This is a genomic window from Nocardioides albus, assembly GCF_014648255.1.
Classification (GTDB): Bacteria; Actinomycetota; Actinomycetes; order Propionibacteriales; family Nocardioidaceae; genus Nocardioides; species Nocardioides albus.
Map to the genome: position 1 here is coordinate 57,555 of NZ_BMQT01000002.1, position 25,242 is coordinate 82,796.

At 68.8% G+C, this 25,242-nt stretch carries 26 protein-coding genes; 17 read left to right on the forward strand and 9 right to left on the reverse strand.

The window, feature by feature from the left end:
• The first annotated feature begins 95 nt into the window (after positions 1-95).
• The 4 genes from IEY84_RS03600 to IEY84_RS03615 are packed head-to-tail and all read left to right on the forward strand — an operon-like array spanning position 96 to position 4,100.
• Positions 96-863 carry an ABC transporter ATP-binding protein gene (locus tag IEY84_RS03600; RefSeq protein WP_183545367.1) on the forward strand — a complete coding sequence of 256 codons (768 nt, stop codon included), beginning with the start codon at positions 96-98 and terminating at the stop codon, positions 861-863.
• Positions 863-2,212, forward strand: a complete 1,350-nt coding sequence (locus IEY84_RS03605; protein WP_183545366.1) for an FtsX-like permease family protein — start codon at positions 863-865, stop codon at positions 2,210-2,212. Before IEY84_RS03600 ends, IEY84_RS03605 begins: the two co-directional genes overlap by 1 nt.
• A gap of 17 nt (positions 2,213-2,229) precedes the next feature.
• Positions 2,230-3,462: a sensor histidine kinase gene (locus IEY84_RS03610; RefSeq protein WP_183545365.1), complete on the forward strand. Its 1,233-nt coding sequence runs from the start codon at positions 2,230-2,232 to the stop codon at positions 3,460-3,462.
• Positions 3,459-4,100, forward strand: coding sequence for a LuxR C-terminal-related transcriptional regulator (locus tag IEY84_RS03615; RefSeq protein WP_183545433.1), 642 nt, complete (start codon positions 3,459-3,461; stop codon positions 4,098-4,100). Before IEY84_RS03610 ends, IEY84_RS03615 begins: the two co-directional genes overlap by 4 nt.
• 146 nt (positions 4,101-4,246) lie before the next feature.
• Here the strand turns inward: IEY84_RS03615 and nadA are convergent, their stop codons facing one another.
• Together nadA and IEY84_RS03625 are read right to left on the reverse strand one after the other, a co-directional pair.
• Positions 4,247-5,431: a quinolinate synthase NadA gene (gene nadA, locus IEY84_RS03620; protein WP_183545364.1), complete on the reverse strand. Its 1,185-nt coding sequence runs from the start codon at positions 5,429-5,431 to the stop codon at positions 4,247-4,249.
• Positions 5,432-5,495: 64 nt separating this feature from the next.
• The gene (locus IEY84_RS03625) at positions 5,496-6,545 is read right to left on the reverse strand and encodes a DUF695 domain-containing protein (protein ID WP_183545363.1); all 1,050 of its coding nucleotides are present in this window, start codon (positions 6,543-6,545) and stop codon (positions 5,496-5,498) included.
• A gap of 105 nt (positions 6,546-6,650) precedes the next feature.
• On the opposite strand from IEY84_RS03625, the gene IEY84_RS03630 reads away from it, so the two are divergent.
• Positions 6,651-7,736, forward strand: coding sequence for a glycerate kinase family protein (locus tag IEY84_RS03630; protein WP_183545362.1), 1,086 nt, complete (start codon positions 6,651-6,653; stop codon positions 7,734-7,736).
• 64 nt (positions 7,737-7,800) lie between these two features.
• Positions 7,801-8,154 (forward strand): iron-sulfur cluster insertion protein ErpA, encoded by a 354-nt coding sequence (erpA, locus tag IEY84_RS03635; RefSeq protein WP_141803852.1) that lies wholly within the window; start codon positions 7,801-7,803, stop codon positions 8,152-8,154.
• A gap of 93 nt (positions 8,155-8,247) precedes the next feature.
• On the opposite strand, the gene IEY84_RS03640 is transcribed toward erpA, so the two are convergent.
• On the reverse strand, positions 8,248-8,463 hold the full coding sequence (locus tag IEY84_RS03640; RefSeq protein ID WP_183545361.1) for a hypothetical protein: 216 nt from the start codon (positions 8,461-8,463) through the stop codon (positions 8,248-8,250).
• Between the two features lie 118 nt (positions 8,464-8,581).
• On the opposite strand from IEY84_RS03640, the gene IEY84_RS03645 reads away from it, so the two are divergent.
• Positions 8,582-9,565: a carbohydrate kinase family protein gene (locus IEY84_RS03645; RefSeq protein ID WP_183545360.1), complete on the forward strand. Its 984-nt coding sequence runs from the start codon at positions 8,582-8,584 to the stop codon at positions 9,563-9,565.
• Positions 9,566-9,585: 20 nt separating this feature from the next.
• Here IEY84_RS03645 and IEY84_RS03650 read toward each other — a convergent pair whose 3' ends face one another.
• Positions 9,586-9,822, reverse strand: a complete 237-nt coding sequence (locus IEY84_RS03650; RefSeq protein ID WP_183545359.1) for a sulfurtransferase TusA family protein — start codon at positions 9,820-9,822, stop codon at positions 9,586-9,588.
• On the reverse strand, positions 9,819-10,928 hold the full coding sequence (locus tag IEY84_RS03655) for a cysteine desulfurase family protein (protein ID WP_229788279.1): 1,110 nt from the start codon (positions 10,926-10,928) through the stop codon (positions 9,819-9,821). The genes IEY84_RS03650 and IEY84_RS03655 overlap by 4 nt, the downstream gene beginning before the upstream one ends.
• A 175-nt stretch (positions 10,929-11,103) precedes the next feature.
• Between IEY84_RS03655 and ctaC the strand changes: the two genes are divergently transcribed.
• From ctaC to IEY84_RS03705, 10 genes are all read left to right on the forward strand, one after another.
• Positions 11,104-11,997, forward strand: coding sequence for an aa3-type cytochrome oxidase subunit II (gene ctaC, locus IEY84_RS03660; RefSeq protein ID WP_183545357.1), 894 nt, complete (start codon positions 11,104-11,106; stop codon positions 11,995-11,997).
• Positions 11,994-13,676 carry an aa3-type cytochrome oxidase subunit I gene (ctaD, locus tag IEY84_RS03665; RefSeq protein WP_183545356.1) on the forward strand — a complete coding sequence of 561 codons (1,683 nt, stop codon included), beginning with the start codon at positions 11,994-11,996 and terminating at the stop codon, positions 13,674-13,676. Before ctaC ends, ctaD begins: the two co-directional genes overlap by 4 nt.
• 5 nt (positions 13,677-13,681) lie before the next feature.
• Positions 13,682-14,098: a cytochrome c oxidase subunit 4 gene (locus IEY84_RS03670; protein WP_183545355.1), complete on the forward strand. Its 417-nt coding sequence runs from the start codon at positions 13,682-13,684 to the stop codon at positions 14,096-14,098.
• 310 nt (positions 14,099-14,408) lie between these two features.
• On the forward strand, positions 14,409-15,566 hold the full coding sequence (locus tag IEY84_RS03675) for a L,D-transpeptidase (protein WP_183545354.1): 1,158 nt from the start codon (positions 14,409-14,411) through the stop codon (positions 15,564-15,566).
• 191 nt (positions 15,567-15,757) lie between these two features.
• Positions 15,758-16,492 (forward strand): HAD family hydrolase, encoded by a 735-nt coding sequence (locus tag IEY84_RS03680; protein ID WP_183545353.1) that lies wholly within the window; start codon positions 15,758-15,760, stop codon positions 16,490-16,492.
• Complete coding sequence (phnD, locus tag IEY84_RS03685) at positions 16,486-17,457, forward strand: phosphate/phosphite/phosphonate ABC transporter substrate-binding protein (RefSeq protein WP_229788280.1); 972 nt, start codon at positions 16,486-16,488, stop codon at positions 17,455-17,457. The genes IEY84_RS03680 and phnD overlap by 7 nt, the downstream gene beginning before the upstream one ends.
• On the forward strand, positions 17,454-18,293 hold the full coding sequence (phnC, locus tag IEY84_RS03690) for a phosphonate ABC transporter ATP-binding protein (protein ID WP_229788282.1): 840 nt from the start codon (positions 17,454-17,456) through the stop codon (positions 18,291-18,293). The genes phnD and phnC overlap by 4 nt, the downstream gene beginning before the upstream one ends.
• Positions 18,294-18,369: 76 nt before the next feature.
• Positions 18,370-19,194, forward strand: coding sequence for a phosphonate ABC transporter, permease protein PhnE (gene phnE, locus IEY84_RS03695; RefSeq protein ID WP_183545352.1), 825 nt, complete (start codon positions 18,370-18,372; stop codon positions 19,192-19,194).
• On the forward strand, positions 19,191-20,069 hold the full coding sequence (gene phnE / locus IEY84_RS03700; RefSeq protein WP_183545351.1) for a phosphonate ABC transporter, permease protein PhnE: 879 nt from the start codon (positions 19,191-19,193) through the stop codon (positions 20,067-20,069). Before phnE (IEY84_RS03695) ends, phnE (IEY84_RS03700) begins: the two co-directional genes overlap by 4 nt.
• A gap of 76 nt (positions 20,070-20,145) precedes the next feature.
• Positions 20,146-20,997 carry a MurR/RpiR family transcriptional regulator gene (locus IEY84_RS03705; protein ID WP_183545350.1) on the forward strand — a complete coding sequence of 284 codons (852 nt, stop codon included), beginning with the start codon at positions 20,146-20,148 and terminating at the stop codon, positions 20,995-20,997.
• 14 nt (positions 20,998-21,011) lie between these two features.
• On the opposite strand, the gene IEY84_RS03710 is transcribed toward IEY84_RS03705, so the two are convergent.
• The 4 genes from IEY84_RS03710 to qcrC form a co-directional block, all read right to left on the reverse strand.
• A complete protein-coding gene (locus IEY84_RS03710; RefSeq protein WP_183545349.1) occupies positions 21,012-21,362 on the reverse strand; it encodes a GatB/YqeY domain-containing protein in 351 nt (116 codons plus the stop codon).
• A gap of 114 nt (positions 21,363-21,476) precedes the next feature.
• On the reverse strand, positions 21,477-23,204 hold the full coding sequence (gene qcrB, locus IEY84_RS03715; RefSeq protein WP_183545348.1) for a cytochrome bc1 complex cytochrome b subunit: 1,728 nt from the start codon (positions 23,202-23,204) through the stop codon (positions 21,477-21,479).
• Positions 23,201-24,364, reverse strand: a complete 1,164-nt coding sequence (gene qcrA, locus IEY84_RS03720; protein ID WP_183545347.1) for a cytochrome bc1 complex Rieske iron-sulfur subunit — start codon at positions 24,362-24,364, stop codon at positions 23,201-23,203. The genes qcrB and qcrA overlap by 4 nt, the downstream gene beginning before the upstream one ends.
• Complete coding sequence (gene qcrC / locus IEY84_RS03725) at positions 24,361-25,242, reverse strand: cytochrome bc1 complex diheme cytochrome c subunit (protein ID WP_229788284.1); 882 nt, start codon at positions 25,240-25,242, stop codon at positions 24,361-24,363. Before qcrC ends, qcrA begins: the two co-directional genes overlap by 4 nt.

The following is a 25,242-nucleotide window of genomic DNA, read 5'->3' on the forward strand; positions in this document are numbered from 1 at the left end:
ACCCGGGTCGGCTCCCTGAGCCCATCGTGGGCTGACGACGCATTCCATAGCGTCGAGGGGTGACATCAGCCACCCCGAACCCCAGGAGCCATCCCATGACCACACCTGCCTTGGAGGTCGTCGGCCTCACTCGGATCTACGGCACCGGAGCGGCCGCCGTGCCTGCGCTCAACGGACTCGACCTGGCGTGCGCGCCGGGTACGTTCACTGCCGTGATGGGGCCTTCCGGCTCCGGCAAGTCCACCTTCCTGACCTGTGCCGGAGCGCTGGAGCAGCCGACCGAAGGCCGCGTCCTGATCGCCGGCCAGGACGTCACCGAGCTCTCCGAGGCGCGCCGCACCAGGATGCGCCGCGAACGCATCGGGTTCGTCTTCCAGGGCTTCCACCTGCTGCCCTACCTCACCGCCGAGCAGAACGTCGCGCTGCCGCTGCGCCTGGCGGGGCGTCGGATAGATGCGGCCGCCCGTCGGCGGATCCGCGAGCTGCTCGACCGGGTCGGTCTGGGAGATCGCGCCGGTCATCTGCCGACCCAGCTCTCCGGCGGCCAGCAGCAGCGGGTCGCGATCGCCCGGGCATTGGTGACCGGCCCCGACATCGTGCTCGCCGACGAGCCCACCGGGGCCCTCGACTCCCACACCGCCGCTTCGGTGCTCGCCCTGCTCCGCAGCCTCGTCCACGAGCTCGGCGCGACCGTGGTGATGGTGACCCATGACCCGGTCGCCGCCGCGTACGCGGACAGCGTGGTCTTCCTCGTCGACGGCCGCGCCGTCGGGCGGATGGAGAACCCCGTTGCCGAGGCTGTCGCCGGCCAGATGGCACACCTCGACGAGCTCACCGCCCGGACCGAGCGGGAGATGGTGTGATGTTCACCCTGGCACTGCGCTCGCTACGGCACCGCGCCACCGCCATGACCGCGACCTTCGTCGCGATCCTGCTCGGCACGGCGGTGATGGGTTCCTTCACGCCGCTGATCCAGGTCGCTCTCGATCCCGGCACGCCGAGCGCCGAGCAGGAGACCCTGCTCGTCCTCGGCGGCGTGGTCGGAGCCTGGGGGACCGTCATCGCGCTCTTCTCGGTGGTCTCCACCGTCGGCATCACCGTCCGACAGCGAGAGGTCGAGATCGGGCTGCTGCGCACCGTCGGTGCCGAGCCCCGTCAGGTCCGTGCGCTGGTGCGGGCCGAGACGCTCGTGGTCGCGCTCGTCGCTGCGGTCCTCGGCGCGCTCGTGGCGAGCCTGACCAGCCGCGCGCTCCTCGAGCTGCTGCAGTCCGGTGGCGTCGTCGGTGAGCAGGTCGTCCACTCCGGGGGAGGGGTCGCGCTCGCGGCAACCGTCGTCCTGCTCCTGGTCGTCTCCTTGGCCGCGGCCGGCCTGGCCGGATCACGCGCTTCCCGGGGGCCGGCGACGGTCGCCCCGTCCGAAGGCCGGGCCGGGTCCGGCCGGATCGCCTGGTGGCGTTGGGCGGTGGCCCTGGTCGCGGTCGGCCAGACCGCGACCATGGTCGCGATGACCATGGCCACGGGCAAGGACGCCGCCAACCCCTACGACGCGATGGCGATGACCGGCTCTCTCGGTCTCCTGCTCGCGGTAGGGCTCGCCGCCCTGGCACCGCTGCTGCTGCGGGCCGGCAGCTGGCTGCTGCGACCGCTCCTGGTCGGGACGAGCGGTCATCTGGCGGCGTACAACACCTCGCGAAGGTCCCATCTGCTCGCCGGAGTGCTCGCGCCGGTGATGGTGCTCTCGGCGGCAGCAGTGAGCATCCTGATGCTGGTCGGAATCGACGAGCGTACGCTCCCCGCCGGTCTGTCGCCGGAGCTCACCGAGGAGTTCGAGACGATCAACCTGCTCAACAACGTGGTCACCGCGATGATCTGCGCGTTCGCGGCGATCATGGTCGTCAATGCCTTCGCCGCGGTCCTCGCCGACCGGCGCCTGGAGCTGCACCGGCTGCGGCTGCTGGGCGCCACCCCCGGTCAGGTGCGCGGCTCCGTCCTTGCCGAGGCCGGCATCGTCGCCGCGGTCGGCGCCGTCGTCGGTCTGCTCGCCGCCCAGGCGACGATCGTCCCGTTCGCCTACGTCCGCGGTGAGGGCGTGGTCCCCGACGCACAGCTCTGGCTGCCGCCCCTGCTGCTCGCCGGTGCGGTGGCGCTGACGTTGGCCTCCGCGGTCGGCGCGACGAGCCGGGCATTACGCGCGACGTCCGACGCCCGCTGATGTCACACTCACTCCTGATGACCGAGTGGGATGCACCGATCCGGAGCGTGCGGCCGGAGCCGTTCAGCGGGCAGGCGCTCGTCGAGCGGCTCCGGCTGACCGGGCTGTCGCTGGGCTATGCCCTGATGATGGCGCCGGCCCTGGTGCTGGCGATCCTCACGCTGCTCTCGATCCCGCTCGGCCTGGTGTTCGGGGTCGGCATCGTCATCGCCCTCGGCGCGGTGCCGGCGACCCAGGCCGTCACCCGCGTGCATCGGCGGGTGAGCGGGAGCCTCCTCGGGGAGACCATCCCCGAGACGTACGCGGACCTGAGCTCGCAGCCGGTCCTCGGCCGTCCGTTCCGATGGATCAGGGAGCAGCCTCGGTGGCGCGACTTCGCCTTCTGCTGTTTCTCCGCGACCGGCGGATTCGTGCTCTCCTTGCTGCCCGCTGCACTCCTGACCACGCCCCTGACCTGGCTGATCCTGGCCCTCACCGGCATCGGCTGGGTGGCTTGGCTGCTGATCCTGCTCACCGGTCCGCTGCTGCTGGCGTGGTGGGTCGCGACCCCGGCGATCGTCCGGGCGCGTGCGCTGGCCGAGCGCGGCATCTTCGGTCAGGGCGACGCCGCTGCGTTGGCCGCCAGGGTCGAGAAGGTCGAGTCGACCCGTGCCGAGACGCTGGACCACTCCGCGGCCGAGCTGCGCCGTATCGAGCGTGACCTCCACGACGGTGCCCAGGCCAGGATCGCCGCCGTGGGGATGAGCGTGGGGCTGGCCGAGAAGCTGATGGCGACCGACCCCGATGCCGCCGCCGCGCTGCTGCGGGAGGCCCGTGAGACCACTGTGTCGGCGCTGGAGGACCTGCGGGGAGTCGTACGCGGCATCCTGCCGCCCGTGCTCGCCGACCGTGGTCTCGTGGGGGCCGTCGAAGCCTTGACCGCCGGGCTGCCGCTGCCGGTCACCGTCGCCATCGAGCTGCCCGGGCGCCTGCCCGACCCCGTCGAGTCGGCGGCCTACTTCGCCGTGGCCGAGTGCCTGGCCAACGCGGTCAAGCACTCCGACGCCGACCGCGCATTCGTACGCGGCAGCCACAATGGGCAACGGCTGCGGATCGTCGTGGGCGACAACGGCCGCGGCGGCGCCGATGCCTCCGGCCACGGGCTCGCCGGGGTGGCGACCAGACTGGCCGCCTTCGACGGAACCGTCGAGGTCGAGAGCCCGTTCGGCGGACCGACCCTGATCACGCTGGAGGTGCCTTGCCGGATCTGAGGGTGGTTCTGGCAGAGGACCAGGCGCTGCTTCGTGTCGGTCTCACCCGGATCCTCGAAGCGGGTGGCATCGAGGTCGTCGAGGCCGTCGACAACGCGCCCGCGCTGGCGCGGGCCCTGGTCCGACCGGACGTGGACGCGGCGGTGGTCGACGTACGCCTTCCTCCGACCTTCACCACCGAGGGCATCACCGCTGCGATCGAGGTCAGAAGGGTGCGGCCAGGGTTTCCCGTGCTGGTGCTGAGCCAGTACGTCGAGCCGCTCTACGCGCGCGACCTGCTCGCAGGCGGAGAGGGTGCGGTCGGCTATCTGCTCAAGGACCGCGTCGCCGACGTCGACGCCTTCCTCGGGGCGGTCGGCCAGGTCGCCGGCGGCGGGACCGTCCTCGACCCTGAGGTCGTGGCCGCCCTCCTCACCCGCCGCGAACGCCCGCTCGACCGGCTGACCGAGCGAGAGCGCGAGGTGATGACCCTGATCGCCGAGGGCCGCTCCAACGCCGCCATCGCCGCCCGGCTCTTCGTCACCGAGAAGGCGGTCGGCAAGCACATCAGCTCGATCTTCACCAAGCTCGACCTGCCCCAGGCGAGCGACGACAACCGTCGCGTGCTCGCCGTCCTGGCCTGGCTCAACGACACCTGAGCGAGACGTCACTCCCGTCGGCCGAGACGTCGCTTACGTCGGCCGAGACGTCACGCCGGTGACAACTCGGCCGACGTAAGTGACGCTTCGGCCGACGTACCTGACGTCTCGGCCGACGTACCTGACGTCTCGGCAGTGCTCGTTGGTCAGTCCTTCTCGGTCTTGCCGGGGAGGTCGAGCATCCGCTGGAGGGCGAGCTCGGCGTAGTGAGCGGTGTCGGGGTCGACCTCGATGCGGTTGACGACCTGGCCCTCGACGAGGGACTCCAGCGCCCAGACGAGGTGGGGGAGGTCGATGCGGTTCATCGTCGAGCAGTAGCAGACGGTGCGGTCGAGGAAGACGATCCGCTTGTCGGAGTGGGCGGCGGCGAGACGCTTGACCAGGTTGAGCTCGGTGCCGATCGCCCAGGCCGACCCGGCGGGGGCGGCCTCGATGGTGTTGATGATGAACTCGGTCGAGCCGACCAGGTCGGCCTTGAGGACGACCTCGTGCTGGCACTCGGGGTGGACCAGGATCTGCACGCCCGGGATCTCGGCGCGCAGATCGTCGATGGTGTCGGGGGAGAAGCGACCGTGGACGGAGCAGTGGCCCTTCCACAGGATCACCTTCGCCGCGCGCAGCTCCTCGGCGCTGAGGCCGCCGCCGGGCTTGAGCGGGTCCCAGACCACGCAGTCGCCGAGCGACATGCCGAGCTTGAGCACGGCGGTGTTGCGGCCGAGGTGCTGGTCGGGGAAGAAGAGGACCTTGGCGCCGCCGTCGACATCAGCCTTCTGGTCGAAGGCCCACTCCAGCACGGCCTGCGCGTTGGAGGAGGTGCACACGACGCCGTCGTGACGTCCGCAGAACGCCTTGATGTCGGCGGAGGAGTTCATGTAGGTCACCGGCACGACCTGGTCGGCCACGCCTGCCTCCTCCAGAGCCGACCAAGCCTTCTCGACCTGGCCCAGTCGCGCCATGTCGGCCATCGAGCACCCGGCCGCGAGGTCCGGAAGGATGACCGCCTGCGACGGCGAGGTGAGGATGTCGGCCGACTCGGCCATGAAGTGCACGCCGCAGAAGACGATGTATTCCGCGTCCGGCCGCGCGGCCGCGTCGCGGGCGAGCTTGAAGGAGTCGCCCATGACGTCAGCGAACTGGACGACCTCGTCGCGCTGGTAGTGGTGTCCGAGGACGAACACGCGTTCGCCGAGCTTCGCCTTGGCGGCGAGCGCGCGCTCGACCAGGTCGGGGTCGGAGGCGGCCGGCAGGTCGCCGGGGCACTCGACGCCACGCTCGGAGTTCAGGTCGACGCCGCGCCCCAGGGGGAGCAGCGGGAGGTCCACAGTCGTCATGATGACGATAATACATGTCGCGGGGTCGATGCCTGGGTGGCGTAGGTCACACGGTGGACCGCGCTCAGGCGCGGAGCGGGCGGACGGCCTCCCACGCCGGGTCGGTGTCGACCCGGGTGACGACGTCGCCGTGGGCCCAGTCGCCGACCGTCGCCTCCAGTCGCTGCGGAGCCGAGGTGGTCGGGTCGACGTAAGCATGGAGAAGACGGACCCCGTTGGTGGTCTCGTGCGCGACGACACGGCCGTCGGGCCCCAGGGTCGAGGCGAGGCGGTCCTCGAGCCGGCCGAGATCGCGCAGCGCATCGGCCGAGGGAAGACCGCGCTCGGCGAAGCCGACGTACGGGACCATCACGCCCACGTGGTGGGTCAGGTTGGGGGCGATGACCGGGTGCAGCGGGACGACCGCGCTCGCCACCACCGGACCCTGTGGGCTCTCCCCGCGGAGCAGGACCCAGGCCGGGTTGCCATCGGGGTCGACGTACTCCTTGCGGAGATTGCGTACGGCGGCACGCAGCCCGTCGAGGCCGAAGCCGTCGCGGGGGCGGGCCGCGGTGGTCTCGACCTCGCCGATCCACAGCTCGGTGCTGGACTCGCCCAGCGTGGTGTCGAGGGCGTGGAAGGCGACCTGCAGGCGGGCGTCGTCGGCAAGATCCGCGAAAGCCGGGTGGAAGAGCGTGAGATCGAAGTGGGCGCCGTTCTGCCGAGCGCTCACCAAGACGTCGGCCAGCCGGATCGCGGCTCCGTCTGATGTGGTGAGCACCGTCTGAGCCGGCTCGTCGACCGGCGGTCGCTGGTCGCTGAACTCCCAGGGCGAGACACCGTCAGGCTCGGGGGCGGCGAGCAGCCAGCGGCGGGCCAGCGCGCGATGGTCCGGGTTCCCACCGGCAGAGACGACCAGCAGCCGTCCGCCCAACGGCCCGGGCCCGACCTCCCAGCTCAGACCCGCCTCCATCGCGTCGACCCGTCTGGCCAGCAGGTTGACCAGCGCGTCCTGGTCGTCGGCGTCGAGCGCGGCACCGCAGGCGAGCGCGCCCTTCTGCGCCCACCAGGTCCAGAAGCCACGGATCCGTCTGGTCTCTGAGTCGCTGGCTCCGCGCCGCCGGAAGATCCCCACGAAACGACCTTAACCCGACGCATGCGCAATGGTCGGTGCATTGAGTTGCCCATCGAACGCCCGCTGGAACGGGTGGCAGCTTCGGTGCGCGGGTAGGTTTCGGCCATGCGAGTCCTGATCGCCCCCGACAAGTACGCAGGCACGCTCTCCGCCTCCCAGGCTGCCGCCGCGATCGCCGAGGGGTGGCGGCGTACGGCTCCCCGCGACGAGCTCTCGCTGGTGCCGATGGCGGACGGAGGACCGGGGTTCCTCGCGCTGCTGCACGAGGCGCTCGGCGGAGTCCTCCACGAGCTCGAGGTCAGCGGCCCGCACGGTGAGCCGGTGGCCGCACAGCTTCTGGTCGAGGGCGAGACCGCCTACGTCGAGTCGGCCCAGGCGGCCGGCCTGCACCTGACCGGCGGGAAGGGGGCCGAGCAGGCCTCCTCGTACGGTGTGGGCCAGCTGATCCTCGCCGCTCGGGACGCTGGAGCGGCCAAGGTCGTGGTCGGCCTCGGTGGGTCCGGCACCAGCGACGGGGGAGCGGGCCTGCTCGCCGCGTTGGGCGCCACGGCGGACCGTCCGCTCGACGCCGGTCTCGTGGGGCTCGAGGGAGTCACCGAGGTGGCGCTGCCGGCGCCACTGGGCCTCGAGATCGTGGTCGCCAGCGACGTGGACAATCCGCTGACCGGGCTCTTCGGTGCAGTCAAGGTCTACGGCGCGCAGAAGGGGTTGGCGGAGGACGTCATGCCCCGCTGGGACGGTGCGCTCCAAGACCTCGCAGCCGCCACCTCGCGCAAGACCGCGACCGAGAAGGGCGCCGGAGCAGCCGGCGGGATGGGATTCGCGCTGCTGCTTCTCGGAGCCAGGCGGCGGCCGGGTTTCGAGGTCGTCGCCGATCTGCTCGGGCTCCCCGAGCAGGCCGCCTGGGCTGACCTGGTGATCACCGGTGAGGGATCCTTCGACCCCCAGAGCACCGCCGGGAAGGTCCCGGTCGGGGTGGCTCGCCTGGCCGAGCAGTCGCTGAGGCCCTGCATTGTGCTGGCAGGGAAGGCCAGCATGAGCGGACGGGAGCTGCGAACGCTCGGCATCGATGCCGCCTACTCGCTCGTCGACAGCGTCGGCGAGGAGCGGGCGCTCGGCGAGGCGTACGACTCCCTGGTCCAGGTCGCCGCCAGGGTTGCCCGGACCTGGTCCGCCGACCACTGGGAATAACCGAGGATGTGCGACGATTGAGCCTTAAGACACACCCGCACCCACGCACAGGGAGCCCAGCTACATGACCGAGCAGACGACCGAACGCCGCGCCGACTCCATCAACGTGAGCGACGTTGCCGCCGCGAAGGTGAAGAGCCTCCTGGAGCAGGAAGGCCGCGACGACCTCAGCCTGCGCATCTCGGTGCAGCCCGGTGGCTGCTCCGGCCTGCGCTACCAGCTCTTCTTCGACGAGCGCACCCTCGATGGTGACGTCGTCACCGACTTCGACGGTGTCTCCGTCGTCGTCGACCGGATGAGCGTTCCCTACCTCAACGGCGCCATGATCGACTTCGTGGACAGCATCGAGAAGCAGGGGTTCACCATCGACAACCCCAACGCCACCGGTTCGTGCGCATGTGGAGACTCTTTCCACTGAGCCGAACCTGGCCCCAGTACGTCAGCAGCCCCTGCCGCGTAGGCAGGGGCTGCCGGCATTTGGTGGCCCCCTCGGTGCGGGAGGCCGGCGCGATCAGGTCAGGGCGAGACCGTCGGCCACGTGCTCGCAGGCCTCGAGCATGGCGGTGTCGCCCGGCTCGCGGTCCTGCATCCGGACCGTCGGCGCCGGGCGATACGCCGCACGCACTCTCGGCGCGGGCAGGCTCAGCGCGTTGTCGGCGGCGGCACAGTCGGAGCAGAGCTGCGCCGGGCTGTCGGGGTCGTCGTACGGAACGCGCTTGTCTGTCATGCAAACGACGGTAAGCACTACCAACCGGTAGCAGAAGGCCGACTCGACGGTAATATTCATCTCCCGTCCACGGCCGAGTCTTACCGTCGCCCGAGGTCTCGCCGGTAGGGTTCCGCGCATGTCCGGTTCACTCCTGATCGCAGGCTCCATCGCCACCGACCACCTGATGAGCTTCGGTGGAAAGTTCGCCGACTCGCTGGTCGCCGACCAGCTCGACAAGCTCTCGGTGAGCTTCTTGGTCAACGACCTCGAGATCCGCCGTGGCGGCGTCGGCGCCAACATCTCCTTCGGCCTGGCCAACCTCGGTCTCGCGCCCGTGCTCGTGGGTGCGGTCGGCGAGGACTTCGCCGACTACCGCTCCTGGCTCGAGCGCCACGGCGTCAACTGCGACCACCTGCGGGTCTCCGAGACGCTGCACACCGCGCGGTTCGTGTGCACCACGGACACCGCGATGGCGCAGTTCGCCAGCTTCTACCCGGGTGCGATGGCCGAGGCCCGTGAGATCGAGCTCGGCCCGATCGCGGAGAAGGTCGGCGAGCCGTCTTTCGTGCTGGTCGCGCCCGACGACCCCGACGCGATGAAGCGCCACACCCAGGAGGCGCGCCAGCGCGGCTACACCTTCATCTCCGATCCGAGCCAGCAGCTCGCCTTCGGTGACGGTGAGCTGATCCGCGAGCTCGTCGACGGCGCCGCCTACCTGTTCACCAACGAGTACGAGTCCCACGTCCTCGAGCAGAAGACCGGCTGGTCGGCCGAGGACGTCCTCGCCCGAGTCGGCACCCAGATCACCACCCTCGGCAAGGACGGCGCCCGCATCCAGGGCAAGGGCGAGGATGCGATCGAGGTCCCGGCCGCGAAGAACGTGAACGCCATCGAGCCCACCGGCGTCGGCGACGCCTTCCGGGCAGGCTTCCTGGCTGCGCTGGCCTGGGACTGCGAGCTGGAGCAGGCCGCGGAGGTCGGCTGTGTCCTGGCCGCCTACTGCGTCGAGACCGTCGGCCCGCAGGAATACTCCTTCACGGCCGAGGAGTTCGTCGCTCGCGTCCGCGAGTCCTACGGCGACACCGCCGCGGACCAGATCGCCCCGCACATCAAGAACTGAGCTTCTCCGGCCGTCCCTGCTCAGCTCAGACGGCGTATCCGATACACGGGTACGCCGTCTTCTGCTTCCACCTCGCCGACGAACTCCTGTCCGCGCATCCGGGCCCAGGCGGGCACGTCGTGGTGGGCGGCGACGTCGTCGGCCGCGACGGCGATGACCTCGCCGACCTCGACGTCGCCGAGGTGGCGGCCGAGCTCGATGATGGGCCGCGGGCAGGCCTGTCCGCGACAGTCGAGGGTGAGGATCTGCTCGCTCACAGGCCCGCCTCGGCGCGCAGGTCCTTGATGATCCCGGGCAGTGCGTCGAGCACGCGCTCCACATCCTCTCGCGTCGTGTCGCGGGTCAGCGACAGCCGAACGTTACCGTGCGTCAGCGCTCCCATGGCAGCAAGGACGCGGGAGGGCTCGCGGGTGTCGGAGGTGCAGGCAGAGCCGCTCGCGACCCCGGCGCCGAGGCGGTCCAGCGCGGTGACCAGCGCCTCGCCATCGACGTACAGCGCCGAGAACGTCACCAGGTGGGGGAGTCGCTCGTCGGCAGGACCGGCCACGTCCACGTCCGGGACCTCTGCCCGGACCCGCTGCCTGACCAGGGAGATCAGCTCGTGCTGGCGGGCGTTGACGGCTTGGCGCTCGGCGACCACAGCCTGCAGCGCCGCCGCGGCGGCGAGCGCCCCGGGGATGTTGGAGAACCCCTGGTCCGTACGCGACCACTCATCGCCCGGGAACGGCCAGCGCCACCTCGCCGACCTACGTACGACCAGCACTCCCACGCCGCCGGGGCCGCCCCACTTGCGAGCGGAGCCGGCGATCACGTCTCCGACCGAGGGCAGCGGCAGCCGTCCCATGGCTGCGCAGGCGTCGACGAAGAGCGGCACCGGGCCGGCGGCGGAGGCGACCTCGTCGAGAGGCTGCAGCGTGCCGACCTCGTGGTTGGCCTGCTGGACGGCGATCACGTCGACCTCTCCGGCGTGGACGGCGTCCCGCACGGTGCCCACGTCGACCCCTGCCTCGCCGTCCACGGCGAGCTCGGTGACGGGGGAGCGCTGCGACCATCTCGCGGCGTCGATGACCGCCTGGTGCTCCACGGCACTGTGACCGATGCCACGCGATCCGAGGCCCAGCAGGCCCGCGTGCACGGCGGAGGTGCCCGACGATGTGAAAAGCACCTCATCGCGGCGTACCCCCAAGGCCTCGGCCACGACCTCGCGAGCGTTCGAGAGCAGCAGCCCTGCGTTGCGAGCCGGCCGATGGAGGCGGCGGGGGTCGGCGTACCCCTGATCCGCCGCGGCCAGAAGCACTTCCCGCGCGGCGGGATGGAGCGGTTCGGCCGATGCGGCGTCGAGGTAGGTGAAGCGTTCGGTCACAGAAGACAACGGTAGCCAAGCACGACATGAGGAACCCCTGAAGATGAATCCGGAGCCGCTCGCGGTAGTCTGCCGACATCTGAGTGTTCGCATGAGAGAGAGGCTCGTAGTGGGTCTGCACTTGCCAGGGACCGGATCGACTCCGTCCCACGCCCGCGCCCGACGTGGTGCGCTGGTGGCGACGCTGACGGCCGGCGCCCTCCTGCTGAGTGGCTGTTCGGACGAGGCGGCGCGTTTCGGCTTCCCCGAGCCACGTTCTGAGCAGGGGGAGCACAACCTCGCCCTGTGGCAGGGTGCGTGGATCGCCGCGTTGATCACAGGTGTCCTGACCTGGGGGCTCATCTTCTGGGCGATCTGGCGCTACCGGCGCCGCAGTGACGCCGACATCCCGGTCCAGACGCGTTACAACCTGCCGTTGGAGATCTTCTACACGATCGCCCCGGTCCTGATGGTGATCGTGTTCTTCGACCACACCGTCAAGGTCCAGAACGAGATGTTGGACAACGGCAACCCGACCAACGTGGTTGAGGTCACGGGCCAGCAGTGGCAGTGGACCTTCAACCACGGCATCGGTGAGCCCGACCTGAGCGCCGACGACAACCTCGTCGACGACGAGTACGCCTACGACAGCTACGGCTACGTCGTGGGCACCGGCTCGCACATCCCGACGCTGGTCCTCCCCGAGAAGACCACCACGCGGTTCAACCTGCGCTCGGCCGACGTCATCCACAACTTCGGTGTCCCGGACTTCGGCATGCGGATGGATGTCGTCCCCGGTCGGGTGAACCACTACTCGATCACCACGAAGGAGGCCACGGCCACCTTCGACCCGAACGCCGAGGACCTGATCGAGGGCAAGACGTTCCGTGGCGCCTGCTATGAGCTCTGCGGCGTCTACCACGCCCGGATGATCTTCAAGGTCGCGATCCTCTCCGAGGCCGACTACAAGTCCTACGTCGACACGTTGGCGCAGAACGGCTTCGAGGCCGAGCGCCCGCTGCTCGGTGGCGGCAAGTCCACCCGCACCACCGACGACATCGCCAGCCACAACGAGGAGGAGGGCGAGTGACCGCCACCGCTGCGCGCCCGGTCACCGGGGGCCCCAAGCCGCTCGGCAAGCAGATCTACCAGCTGCTGACCACCACCGATCACAAGCTGATCGGGAAGATGTACCTGGTCACGTCGTTCTTCTGGTTCCTCGTCGGCGGCCTGATGGCGCTGCTGATGCGTTCCGAGCTGGCGTTCCCGGGTCAGCAGGTCGTCAACGACGAGCTGTTCAACCAGCTGTTCACGATGCACGGCACGATCATGCTGCTGCTGTTCGCGACGCCGCTGTTCTTCGGCTTCTCCAACGTCATCATGCCGCTGCAGATCGGCGCCCCTGACGTCGCCTTCCCGCGGCTGAACATGTTCAGCTACTGGCTCTACCTCTTCGGTGGCCTGATCGCGGCCAGCGGCTTCTTCACCCCGACCGGTGCAGCCGACTTCGGTTGGTTCGCCTACACGCCGCTCTCCAGCGCGCAGTACTCGCCAGGCGTCGGTGGCGACCTGTGGATCATGGGCCTCTACATGAGTGGTCTGGGCACCATCCTCGGGTCGGTCAACTTCATCACCACGATCATCTGCATGCGCGCACCGGGCATGACCATGTTCCGGATGCCGATCTTCACGTGGAACACCCTGATCACCGCGCTGCTCGCGCTGATCGCGTTCCCGATCCTCGCTGCCGCGCTGCTGATGCTCGAGTCCGATCGTCAGTTCGGGTCCCACGTCTTCGACGCCTCCCACGGCGGACCGATCCTGTGGCAACACCTGTTCTGGTTCTTCGGCCACCCCGAGGTCTACATCATCGCGCTGCCGTTCTTCGGCATCATCTCCGAGATCCTCCCGGTCTTCAGCCGCAAGCCGATCTTCGGCTACGTCGGTCTGGTGGCCGCGACCCTCGGCATCGCGATCCTCTCGGTGGCGGTGTGGGCGCACCACATGTTCGTCACCGGCGCGGTCAACCTGCCGTTCTTCTCCGGGATGACATTCCTGATCGCAGTGCCGACAGGTGTGAAGTTCTTCAACTGGATCGGCACGATGTGGGGCGGGTCGGTCAGTTTCGACACCCCGATGCTGTGGTCGATCGGCTTCCTGACGACCTTCCTCTTCGGTGGTCTGACCGGCATCATCCTGGCGAGCCCGCCGCTCGACTTCCAGGTCTCCGACTCCTACTTCGTGGTCGCGCACTTCCACTACGTGGTCTTCGGGACCGTCGTGTTCGCGATGTTCGCCGGCTTCTACTTCTGGTGGCCGAAGATGACCGGTCGGATGCTCGACGAGCGCCTCGGCAAGGTCCACTTCTGGCTGCTGTTCGTCGGCTTCCACGCCACCTTCCTGGTCCAGCACTGGCTCGGTGTCGAGGGCATGCAGCGGCGTATCGCCGACTACCTGCCCAGCGACGGGTTCACCTTCCTGAACCAGTTCTCGACCGTGGGTGCGTTCCTGCTGAGCCTGTCGATGCTGCCCTTCTTCTACAACCTCTACATCTCCCGCAAGGCGCCGCTGGTGACCGTGGACGACCCGTGGGGTTGGGGCCGCTCGCTGGAGTGGGCCACCGCCTGCCCGGCGCCGCGCCACAACTTCGTCTCGATCCCGAAGATCCGCTCGGAGTCCCCGGCCTTCGACCTCCACCACCCGGAGATCGCCGCGCTGGAGCACGATGAGGACGATCTCGTCTCCACCAGCTCCAACAAGGAAGGCTGAGCCCGATGAAATCTGAAGCCTGGATCTTCGTGGTCTGCACCGTCTTCATGGTGCTGGTCACCCCGGCCTACTGGTTCATCACCGCGGCCTCCGAGGAGGGCGGCGACTGGACCGGCACCTCGGCGCTGGTGATGTGCACGCTGCTGTTCGCGATGATCACCGTCTACCTCGGCTTCCACGCGATCAAGATGGACCCGCGTCCGGAGGACCGTGGGGACGGCGACATCGCCGAGGGCGCCGGGGAGTACGGCTTCTTCCCGCCGTTCTCCTGGTGGCCGCTGTGGGCCGCGCTGACCTTCGGTCTGGTGGTTCTCGCGGTTGCGATGGCCGCCTGGTGGCTGGTCATCATCGCCGCTGTGCTCGGCATGCTGGCCACCGCCGGCTGGAATTTTGAGTACTACCGAGGCGAGTTCAAGCACTAGGCGCCGCCCGGCACGCACGCTTGCGGCGTTGTGGATGCTCGACGACCGGCTTCGCCCTGAAGGTCGCCTTCGCACCCACGCCTTGCGATCGCACGCACCGGACGACGCCTAACAGACCGTACGCGGGGCCCGATCCAGCTGGATCGGGCCCCGTTGGTTTTTCTTGGGCAGCTCTTGGAGATGCCCGGTAGGGTTATCGCGCCCGCGCCCCTGATTCGGGGCGTCGGGGGTAAATAAACAGGTCTGGAGCAGTCTCACCGTGTCAACGCAGTCACCGTTTCGCCGTTCGTCCCCGCTAGCCCGCCGTCGGGTGCTGTTGACCACCGCGGCAGCGGCTGCTGCGCCGGTGCTCGCTGCGTGCGGGGCTGACCCGGCCTCGAAGGAGCCCAAGAAGCCCGCCGAGCCAACGGTGCAGATCACGCCCAACATCGAGGACAACGCGGCGGGGGTGGCGGTCGACAAGGTGGTCAAGGTCGACGTGGCCAAGGGGCGCCTCGACGAGGTCATGCTGACCGGCGCCAAGGGCACCAAGGTGCGCGGCACCATCACCGAGGACGGTCTCAGCTGGAGCGCGGGTGAGGTGCTCGAGCCGACCGCGTCCTACACCCTTGCGGTGACCGCCACCGGTGACGACGGTCTGCAGAAGAAGAGTCAGATCACGTTCGCCACCGAGGATCTTGGCCTGGATCGCCAGGCCTACCCCTCGATCGCACCGCTCGACGGTGAGACCGTCGGGGTCGGGATGCCGATCATCGTGACGTACGACCTTCCGGTGAAGAACAAGGCTGCCTTCGAGAAGAAGATGATCGTCGAGTCGACCCCGAAGCAGGAGGGGTCGTGGTACTGGGTGAGCGACAAGGAGGTCCACTACCGTCCGCGCACCTACTGGCAGGCCAACTCCACGGTCAACGTGAAGCTCAACATCAACTCGGTCCCCGCCGGCGGCGGCATCTTCGGTCAGAAGAACCGCCAGATCACGTTCAAGACCGGCGACGCGCACATCTACCGCGCCAACGCGCAGACCCACCAGATGGAAGTCTTCAAGAACGGGCAGAAGATCAAGACCATCCCGATCACGACCGGCAAGGAAGGGTTCATCACCCGCAGCGGCGTGAAGGTGATCATCGAGAAGTTCAAGCGCAAGACCATGAACTCCGAGACCATCGGGATCAATGAGGGCGACCGGGAGTACTACAACATGGAGGGCGTCAAGTGGGCCATGCGGCTGACGTTCTCCGGTGAGTTCATCCACGGCGCCCCGTGGTCGGTCGCGCAGCAGGGCAACGCCAACGTCTCCCACGGCTGCACCGGGATGAGTGACGAGAACGCCAAGTTCCTCTACGACATGACCCGTCGCGGTGACGTCGTCGAGACGGTCGGCACCAACCGCGGGATGACCTTCAGCAACGGGTGGGGCGACTGGAACACCTCCTACGCGGACTACCGGGCAGGGTCCGCGCTCGCCTGACCGGCGGCACGCCGGACGTCGCCTGACCGGGGGAAGCGGCTCGGGCCGATATCCTGGGCAAGGTAGGCAACGCGTGACAACACGGTCGTTGCCGCTTGCGTCCGGAAGAGTCTTCACCGGCCTTCCGTTCACGACGTGATCGCGATGCGCAGGGTCGACCCCGACGGCCCGCGCCCTGGAAGGTGGACTCGTTGCCTCGGCCTGTGCTGGTGCTCGACCTGGACGGAACGGTGTGTCTGGGAGACACGCCGGCACTTCTCTACGCCACCCGGGTGGCGGCCCTCACGGACGCCCCTGAGGTGCTCCTGGAGACCACGGAGGCCTTTCTCGGGCAGAGACTGCCCGAGAATGCCTCGAAGACGCTCACAGGCGCTCAGGACGGCTACGAGGCCGTCAAGATCCTCGGCCTGGCGGCCGGGGTCTCCGAGGAGGAGCTGAGCGCGGCGTACGTCTGGAGCCGGACGGCGATGAGCGAGCAGCCAGGTGACATCCGCACGCCGGAGGGACTGGTCGATCTGCTCGCCGGGGTCGACGCCCACCGGGTGATCATGACCAACTCGCCGGCCAAGGGGCTGGACGCGATCCTGGAGCATCTCGGCGTGCGCGACGTGGTCGACGAGGTGCACACCGACGCGCTCAAGCCGACCCGGATGAGCAGGCACCTGGACGAGCTCCTCGATGCCGTCGGTGCGGCCGACAGGCCGGAGTGGCTGATGTCGGTCGGCGACATCTGGCGCAATGACCTTGCTCCAGCCGTCGAGCGTGGTTGTGTTGCTGCGTACGTTGACGTCTTCGACCGTCGGCAGGGCCCGGCACATGTTCGTGCAGGATCGCTGGTGGACCTGTACTCCGCGGTCTTGGACTGGTCGAATGACCCGTCAGCCTTCATCGCAGCTCACCCCCTCAAGGAGTCTGTCCAATGTTGAGAACCCCCAGGCTGTTGGCGGTCGGTGCCGCCGCATCGCTCGTCCTCTCGCTCGCCGCGTGCGGCGGCAGCGAGGACAGCACTGCGCCCGCGGAGGACCCCGAGGAGCTCGTGCTGTCTCTGGTGCCCTCCGGCGACGTCGACTCGATCACCGAGAGCGCGAAGGGTCTGGAGTCGTTCCTCAGCGACAAGATCGGGATCCCCGTACGTGCGGAGGTGACCGAGAGCTATGCCGCCGCGATCGTGGCGATGAAGTCGGACCAGGCCCAGGTCGCGATGCTCGGGCCGATCGGCGTGGTCCAGGCCGAGGACCAGGCCGGTGCGGTGCCGGTCCTGCAGTCGGTCCGCTACGGCTCGGTGAGCTACCACACCCAATGGTTCACCAACGACCCTGAGACCTACTGCGCCGACGAGGTCACGGTGGTCGACGGCCTGAAGTACTGCAACGGCACCGACGCCGCCAAGACCGGTCCCGCCGGCGAGATCGCACTCGCCAAGATCAAGCCCGGCACACCGATCGCCTTCGTCGACCAGGGCTCGGCGGCCGGCTACTACTACCCGGCCACCCAGTGGGGGGCGGTCACCGGAGGCGACGCCCTGGTCGACCTCGACGCGCAGTTCGCCGGCGACCACGACGCCGCGGTCCTCGCCGTGGCCCGCGGTGACTACCCGGTCGGGGTGAGCTTCGACGACGCCCGGGAGGACGTCCTGGCCGACGAGCCGAAGGTCGCCTCCGACGTCGTGGTGTTCGCCTACTCCGCCGAGATCCCCAACGATGGCGTCGTCGTCGCCGGCGGGCTCTCCAAGGAGCTGCGTACGAAGGTGACCGACGCGTTCACCACGATGGCGAAGGATCCCAAGGGCCTCAAGACCCTGAAGGCGGTCTACGACATCGAGGGCCTCGTGAAGGTCGACCGGGCCGCGCTGAAGAAGGCGAAGTCCGTGGAGGAGAACTTCGGCGAATGAGCGGCTCGGATCTCGGGGATCGGGCCGGTGGCGGTTCCGATCATGGGTCCGCGGGTGGGCCCGAGGGTGGGCACAGCATCGTCTTCGACGATGTCTCGGTGGTCTACCCCGACGGCACCCGCGGGCTCGACGGGGTCTGCCTGACCATCCCACCGGGGGAGTTCGTCGTGGTCGTCGGGCTCTCCGGGGCCGGGAAGTCGACGCTCATCCGCACGATCAACGGCCTGGTGCCGGTCACCTCGGGATCGCTGTCGGTCGGCGGGATCGAGGTGGCCACGGCGCGCGGGCGCCGGCTGCGTCGGCTGCGTGCCGAGATCGGGATGATCTTCCAGGGGTTCAACCTGGTGACCCGCCGCTCGGTGATGGGCAACGTGCTCACCGGGCGGCTGCACGCCCAGTCGTGGGTGCGGTCGGCGCTCGGGATGCACACCAAGGCCGACAAGGAGATCGCCTTCGAGGCGCTGGAGCGCGTCGGGATCGTCGAGAAGGCGTGGGTACGCGCCTCTCAGCTCTCCGGCGGGCAGCAGCAGCGGGTCGCGATCGCCCGCGCGCTCGCGCAGCGGCCTTCGGTGGTGCTCGCCGACGAGCCGGTCGCCTCCCTTGACCCGCCGACGGCCAATCTGGTGATGCGTGACCTGCAACGGATCAACCGCGATCTGGGTATCACCACTGTGGTCAACCTGCACTTCCTCGATCTCGCTCGGCGCTACGCCGACCGGATCATCGGCATGCGCGCGGGTGAAGTCGTCTTCGACGGCCCTGCGGCCGAGGCCGACGACGACGTCTTCGAGAGGATCTACGGCCGCTCGCTGACCGCCGAGGACCTCCTGGCATGAGCGAGCGCAAGCGAGCGACCATAAGCCTCAGGCCGCCGCGTCCGTATTCTCCGCCCCTCCGCACGGAGGCGGCGACATGAGTCAGGCCACTCTCGAGCGCCCCGGCGGTTCGCCGAAGCAGGTACGCCCGGCTCAGCCGCCGCCGAGCCCGCTGCTCATCGGGGGCATCCTCGGCGCCGTCGCCGTCACCGTGGTGGCGGGTTGGGCGATCGACTTCTCGCTCGCGCCGGTCGTCGAGCAGTGGCCTAAGCTGGCGATGATCCTCGAGGACGTCGTGCACCCCGAGTGGTCGGAGATCACCGACCCGTCCTCACGGCTGTGGACTGCGCTGAAGGAGACCGCGGCCATCGCGATCATCGCGACCTTCGTGGGCTCCCTGATCGCCCTCGGCGTGGCTCTGCTGGGCTCCAAGGTGAGCGCGCCTCCCGCGGTCTACCGGGTCACGAAGCCGGTGATGTCGGTGATCCGGTCGCTTCCCGACATGGCCTACGCGCTGGTCTTCGTCGCCGTCGTCACCGGCCCGCTTCCGGGGATCCTGGCGCTGACCATCTTCAACATCGGAATCGTCGCCAAGCTGACCGCGGAGAGCATCGACGCCGTCGATCCCGGCCCGCTGGAGGCGCTCGACGCCGCCGGTGCGACCCGTTGGCAGCGGGCCCGCGTGGCGATCGTGCCCGCCGTGCTGCCCAACTACGCCTCGTACGTCCTCTATGTCTTCGAGCTCAACATCCGCGCCTCGGTGGTGCTGGGCGCGGTCGGGGCCGGCGGGATCGGGCAGCTGATCATGCTCTACTTCAACCGGGCCGACTATCCCCGGCTGGCGGCGGTCGTGATCGTCATCTTCGTGGTGGTCATCGCGATCGACCTGCTCTCCCAGTTCCTGCGCCGGAGGCTGGTATGACCTCCGTGACCGCGACGACGCGGCCGAAGCCGCCGCCGAAGTGGCCCTACACCGCGGTCGGCCTGGCGCTGATCGGCATCGTGCTGGTCGCCGGGTGGTCTCTGGACGACGCCAAGTGGGAGCGGCTGCCGCAGCTCCCCGGAGAGATCCTCCAGTACGCCGGGCAGATGCTCGATGGCGTGCTCACCTGGCCGGGAGCGCATCCCGAGGGCCAGGCCGACCCGGAGCTCACCTACGGGGACTGGTGGCTGCAGGCGCTGAAGCTGATGGGGGAGTCGGTGGCGCTCGCTTGGGTCGGCACCTGCGTCGGGGCGCTGTTCTCGTTCCCGCTGGCGTTCTTGGCCGCTGCCAACACCGCGCCATGGTTCCTACGTGTACCGGTGCAGACGTTCTTCAACGCGATCCGCGCCGTCCCCGAGATCCTGCTCGCGGTGATCGTGATGCTGCCGCTGTTCGGGCTCAACCCGATGGCAGGAGCGATGGCGATCGGCATCCACTCGATCGGCTCGCTCGGAAAGCTGACGCTGGAGAACATCGAGGCGGTCGACCCGCGCCCCGTCGAGGCCGTCACGGCCGCCGGCGCGACGTGGTGGCAGCGGATCCGCACGGCGGTCATCCCGCAGATGATGCCGGAGACCGTGGCGTTCTGGCTCTACCGCTTCGAGGTGAACATCAGGGCAAGCGCGATCCTCGGCGTCGTGAGCGCTGGCGGAATTGGTGCGTTATTAAACCGTGTCCTTCGGGGCCGTGAATGGGAGTGGGGTGGAATCATGCTAGCTGTGATCATCATCGTGACGATCCTGGTAGACCAGCTGTCAGCAACGCTGCGTCACCGGATCCTGCACGGCGCCGAAGCCACCGCGGTGGCGGCATGAGCGAGCGCCAGCGAGCGACCATCAGGGTCAAGCCCACACGTCCGTATTCTGTGCCTTCTGCGACGGAGGTGTGGGCATGACGAGTGCGCCGGTTCTTCCCGCCATCCGGGCCGCGATGCCGCGGCTCAACCCTTCCGAGCGCGCCGTCGCCGAGGTCGTGCTGACCCGCTCGGAGTGGGCCATCGAGGCGACCACCGCTGAGATCGCCGCCGAGGCCTCGGTCTCGACCGCGACCGTGGTCAGAGCCGCGCAGAGACTCGGGTTCCGCGGCTTCCCGCACCTCAAGGTGCTGTTGGCGCGTGACCTGGGTTCGGCCAAGACAGAGACGACCGAGGGAGGCAGCCCGCTGACGGTGGTGCGCTCCTTCTTCGCCGACATCGCCGACTCCGCCTCCGACATGGTCGGCCTCCTCTCCGAGGAGCAGGTCAGCAGGGCAGTGGAGCTGCTGGCTGAAGCGCGCTCGATCCTGGTCGCCGGAACGGGGGTCTCCTCGCCGGTCGCCCAGGACATCGCGATGAGGCTGGCGTCCCAGGGCCTGAGCACGGTGGCTCCCGCTGACCACCTCGACCAGCTCATCCGCGCTCGGCTGCTCCAGCCGGGCGACGTCTGCGTCGTCGTCAGCGGCACCGGGGCCACCGCACCCACGATCCAGGTCGCCCAGGCGGCCGTCGCCGGGGGAGCGGCCGTCATCGCGCTGACCTCTTTCACCGGCACGCAGCTGACCAAGCTCGCCGAGGTCGAGCTGGTCACGCCGCAGGGTGGTCGTGCCGGCTTCCGTCAGGAGCTCGACTCGATCATCCGGATCCCACAGCTCATCCTCGGCAACGCCCTCGTCGCCGCGGTGGCGGCCCGTGACCCCGAGGCCTCGGCGAACGTACGCGCCCGGGTGCTCGAGGTCGTCGGCGGCGAGCTCGACCCGCTGGGCTGAAGCCCGGTTTCGACCTACAGATAGACCGAGAGCAGCTCCGCCTCGGCGCGGAGCTGCTCGGCCTTTTCCGCTGCACCGTGGGACTCGAGGTCCGTCGCTGCGCTCATCCGCTCGGCCTGCTCGCCGGAGATGATCGCGCGGATGTCGTCGTCGGTGAGAGCCCGGCGGACAGCCTCCGTGGCCCCCACGCCCGTCGCGGCCCCGGCGATCGGCCCGTCACCCGTGAGCGAGGCCTCTGCGACCGGCAGCGCCTCGGCGTTGGAGATCGCGGCCAGCGTCGACCGCAGCACCGCTGTGGCGGCCGCGTCGCGGGCCTTGCGGGCGGTGAGGAGGTCGGCTCGGAGGCGAGCCTGGAGGTCGGTCATGTGCTGGACCCTAGGTCTGCGGCATAGCCGACGGCAACCGTGTTTCAGCCCGCGGAAAACACACGTGGCGCCGCCCCCGGAGGAACGGCGCCACGTGGCGTACAACGGTCGTGCTCAGTGGCTGAGGGGCTCCTCGACCGCCGAGTGACGGTGGTCGTCGAAGTCGTGCCCGTCGACGACGTGACCCTCGTGCGCGGCCAGCTCGTGCGCCTCGTGCTCGGCGTGGCGGTGGGCCTCGCTGAGCTCCTCGGTGGTCGGCTTGTCCACGTCGTGGTCGTAGTAGAAGGCACGGAGCTTCGCCCGGAAGGTCGGCTTGCCGTTCTTCTTCAGCTCCGGCTCCTCGCCGACCCGACCGCGGTCGCGGACGGTCATGGCGTAGGCCTCGTCCTCGTGAACCGGCAGGTGCTTCTCGTGGTAGGCACCCTCCGGCGTACGGATGACCGTGCCGGTCTCGTAGCCGTGCAGCAGCTTCTCGTTGTCCTTGCGCTGCAGCGAGATGCACCAGCGACGCGTGATCATGAACGCCACGATCGGACCCAGGAACACGAACGCCCGTAGGAAGTAGGTGATCTGGTTGATCGAGAGGTCGAACTTGATCGCGATGATGTCGTTGCCGCCTGCAGCCCAGAAGCCCGCGTAGAACGTCATCAGGGCGACGAACGTGGCGGTGCGCGTCGGAGCGTTGCGCGGGCGCTGGAGCAGGTGGTGCTCGCGCTTGTCGCCGGTGATCCAGGCCTCGATGAACGGCAGCATCAGCACGACCATCCAGGCCAGCATCGGCAGCACGATGACCGGGAAGAAGATGTTCCACGACCAGGTCGAGCCCCAGAAGTGCGACTCCCAGCCAGGCATGATCCGCAGTGCGCCGTCGGGCCAGCCCATGTACCAGTCAGGCTGCGAGCCCGCGGTGACCTTGGTCGGGTCGTACGGGCCGAACTTCCACACCGGGTTGAGCGAGAAGAACGCGCCGAGCAGAGCGGTCACACCGAAGGTGATGAAGAAGAAGCCGGTCATCTTGGAGATGTAGTTCGGCACCATCGGGTAGCCGACGACGTTCTTCTCGGTGCGGCCGGGTCCAGGCCACTGGGTGTGCTTGTGGTAGATCAGCAGGATCAGGTGGGCACCGATCAGCGCCAGCAGGATCGCTGGGATGAGCAGCACGTGGATCGTGAAGAGGCGTGGAATGATGTCGTCGCCTGGGAACTCGCCTCCGAACAGGAAGAACGAGAGGTACGTCCCCACGATCGGGATCGCCATCATGAACCCGTCCGCGGCCCTGATGCCGGTGCCGGAGAGCAGGTCGTCGGGGAGCGAGTAGCCGGTGAAGCCCTCGAGCGTGCCGAGCAGCAGCAGCGTCGCGCCGATGACCCAGTTGATCTCACGCGGCTTGCGGTGAGCGCCGGTGAAGAACACGCGCATCATGTGGATCATCATCGAGGCGATGAACAGCATCGCCGCCCAATGGTGGACCTGACGCAGCAGCAGACCGCCGCGTACGTCGAAGGAGATGTCCAGCGTCGAGGCCATCGCCTCGGACATGTCGATGCCGCGCAGCGGCGCGTAGGACCCCTGGTAGGTGATCTCGGCCATCGAGGGCTTGAACCACAGGGTCAGGAAGGTGCCGGTGACCAGCAGGACCACGAAGCTCCACAGCGCGATCTCACCCAGCATGAACGACCAGTGGTCGGGGAAGATCTTGCGGGAGAGGAACTTGCTCAGGCCGCCGATGCCGAGGCGCTCGTCGGCCCAGTTGGCGGCCGCACCTGCCTTGGTCGGCTTGCCCGCCGGGGCAGCGGCGTCGGTGCCGTTGCTGGCGGCAACCTTGGACGTGTCGGTGCTCACTGGCCGCCCTCCTTGTAGCCGTACTGCTCAGCATCGGCGGCGTGGTTCTTTGACCAGTCGTCGAAGATCGTGTCGATGTCGTGGGTGTTGCGCTCCCAGTAGCTGACGCCCACGGGCTCAGGGTAGTCCGAGAGGGCAACCAGGAAGCCGTCCGCGTCGACGCCCAGAGGCAGCTGCGGGAGGTGGCGGCCTGCCGGGCCGAAGATGACCTTGCCGTGGTCGGCGAGGTCGAAGGTCGACTGGTGGCACGGGCACAGCAGGTGGTGCGTGGTCCGCTCGTTCAGCGAGATCGGGCAACCGACGTGGGTGCAGATCTTGGAGTAGGCCACGATGCCGTCGACCGACCAGTTGCGGGTCACGTCGTTGTCGATGTCGTTGGGGTCCATCCGCAGCAGGATGGTGGCCGCCTTCGACTTGGCGATCTGCAGCGGCGCGCCGTGCAGGCTGCCGTCGAAGATCGTCGCGGGCTCGGCGTTGACCAGGTCACCGATCTCCAGGTCGCCCGGGCGGATCGGGGTGCCGACCACGTCGCGCACGACGCGGACGCCGGCGTCCCAGACGGTGTGCTCGAGGCCGGCGCCGGGGTAGGGCTGCTCCGCGGTGATCTGGGCGTTGGTCTGGCCCAGGTCCTTGAGCATGACGATCGCAGGCAGGCCGAGCAGAGCGGCCGAGCCGATCATCGCGTTGCGGATGAAGGGGCGGCGGGCCATACCCGACTCGTTGAGCGCGGCCTTCAGCTCGGCGATGGCGACCTCGCGGGTTGCCGGGGAGGACGCGGCCGGGTGGCGGTCCTCGGAGTGCTCGATGTCGACGACGAGCTTGCGGGCCCACTGGATGACACCGATGCCGAGGAAGAGGAGGGCGAAGCCGAGGGTCGATCCCAGCGCCAGGTTGGAGGCGCCGTAACCGGCCCAGACGTCACCGTCGTAGCCGGGCTCGACCGCGAAGTAGGCCACCACGAACAGCACCGAGCAGAGCGCGGAGAGACCGAAGAAGAGGCTCACCTGGCGCTCGGCGCGCTTCTCCGCCTTGGGGTCGACGTCGGTGGGACGCCAGTGATGCTCGTGCATACCCGGGTCGGGCAGCAGCGCGTCGGTGTGCGCGTTGAGCTCGGGGTGCGAGTCGTCGTGCTTCTCGATCTCGCTGAGGTCGCTGCTCACTTGGCAGATCCCTTCTTGGTCTGGTTGGTGCGCGTGGTGTGCGCGGCGATCCACACGGTGAAGGCCACCAGGACGCCGAGACCGACGACCCAGGCGACGATTCCCTCGGTCACCGGACCGAGCGCGCCGTTGTTGAAGCCGCCGTAGTCGGGCTGCTCCTTCATCGTCTCGATGTAGGCGATGACCGCCTTCTTCTCCTCCGGGCTGATGTTGCCGTCGGAGAAGGTGTCCATCGACTGCGGACCGGTCAACATCGCCTGATAGATGTGCTTCGGGTCGGTGTTGAGGATGCTCGGAGCCTCGCCACCACGCGGCATCGCGCCGCCGGCACCGGTGAAGTTGTGACAGGCGGTGCAGTTGGTCAGGAAGATCTGACCACCGAGAGCGACCGCCGCGTCCCTCTCCTCCTCGGACTCGAAGGTCTCCGGGTCGTACTGCTCCGGCTCCGGGACAGCCGGTCCGGGGCCGAGGCTGGCCACGTAGGCGGCCATGGCGTCGATCTCGTCCTGGTTGAAGCTGGGGTCCTTGACCTCGACCTGGGCGCCGGGCTGGGCCATCGGCATCCGGCCGGTGCCGACCTGGAAGTCGACGGAGGCGGCACCCACACCGATCAGGGAGGGGCCGTAGAGCTTCCCGTTCTGAGTCGTGATGCCCTCACCGTTGGCGCCGTGGCAGGTGGAGCAATTGATCATGAAGAGCTCTTTGCCCTCAGCGATGAGGGCGGCGTTGTCCTTCTCGACCTCGGCCTGCGAGGCCGGGGCGAGGGCGGCGTACGCGCCGCCGGTGCTCAACAGGGCGACCAGGAGCACGGCGGCACCGGCCAACGGGCGGCGACGGTGCCGCGACAGTCGACCGACGGAGCGGTTCAGTAGACGCAC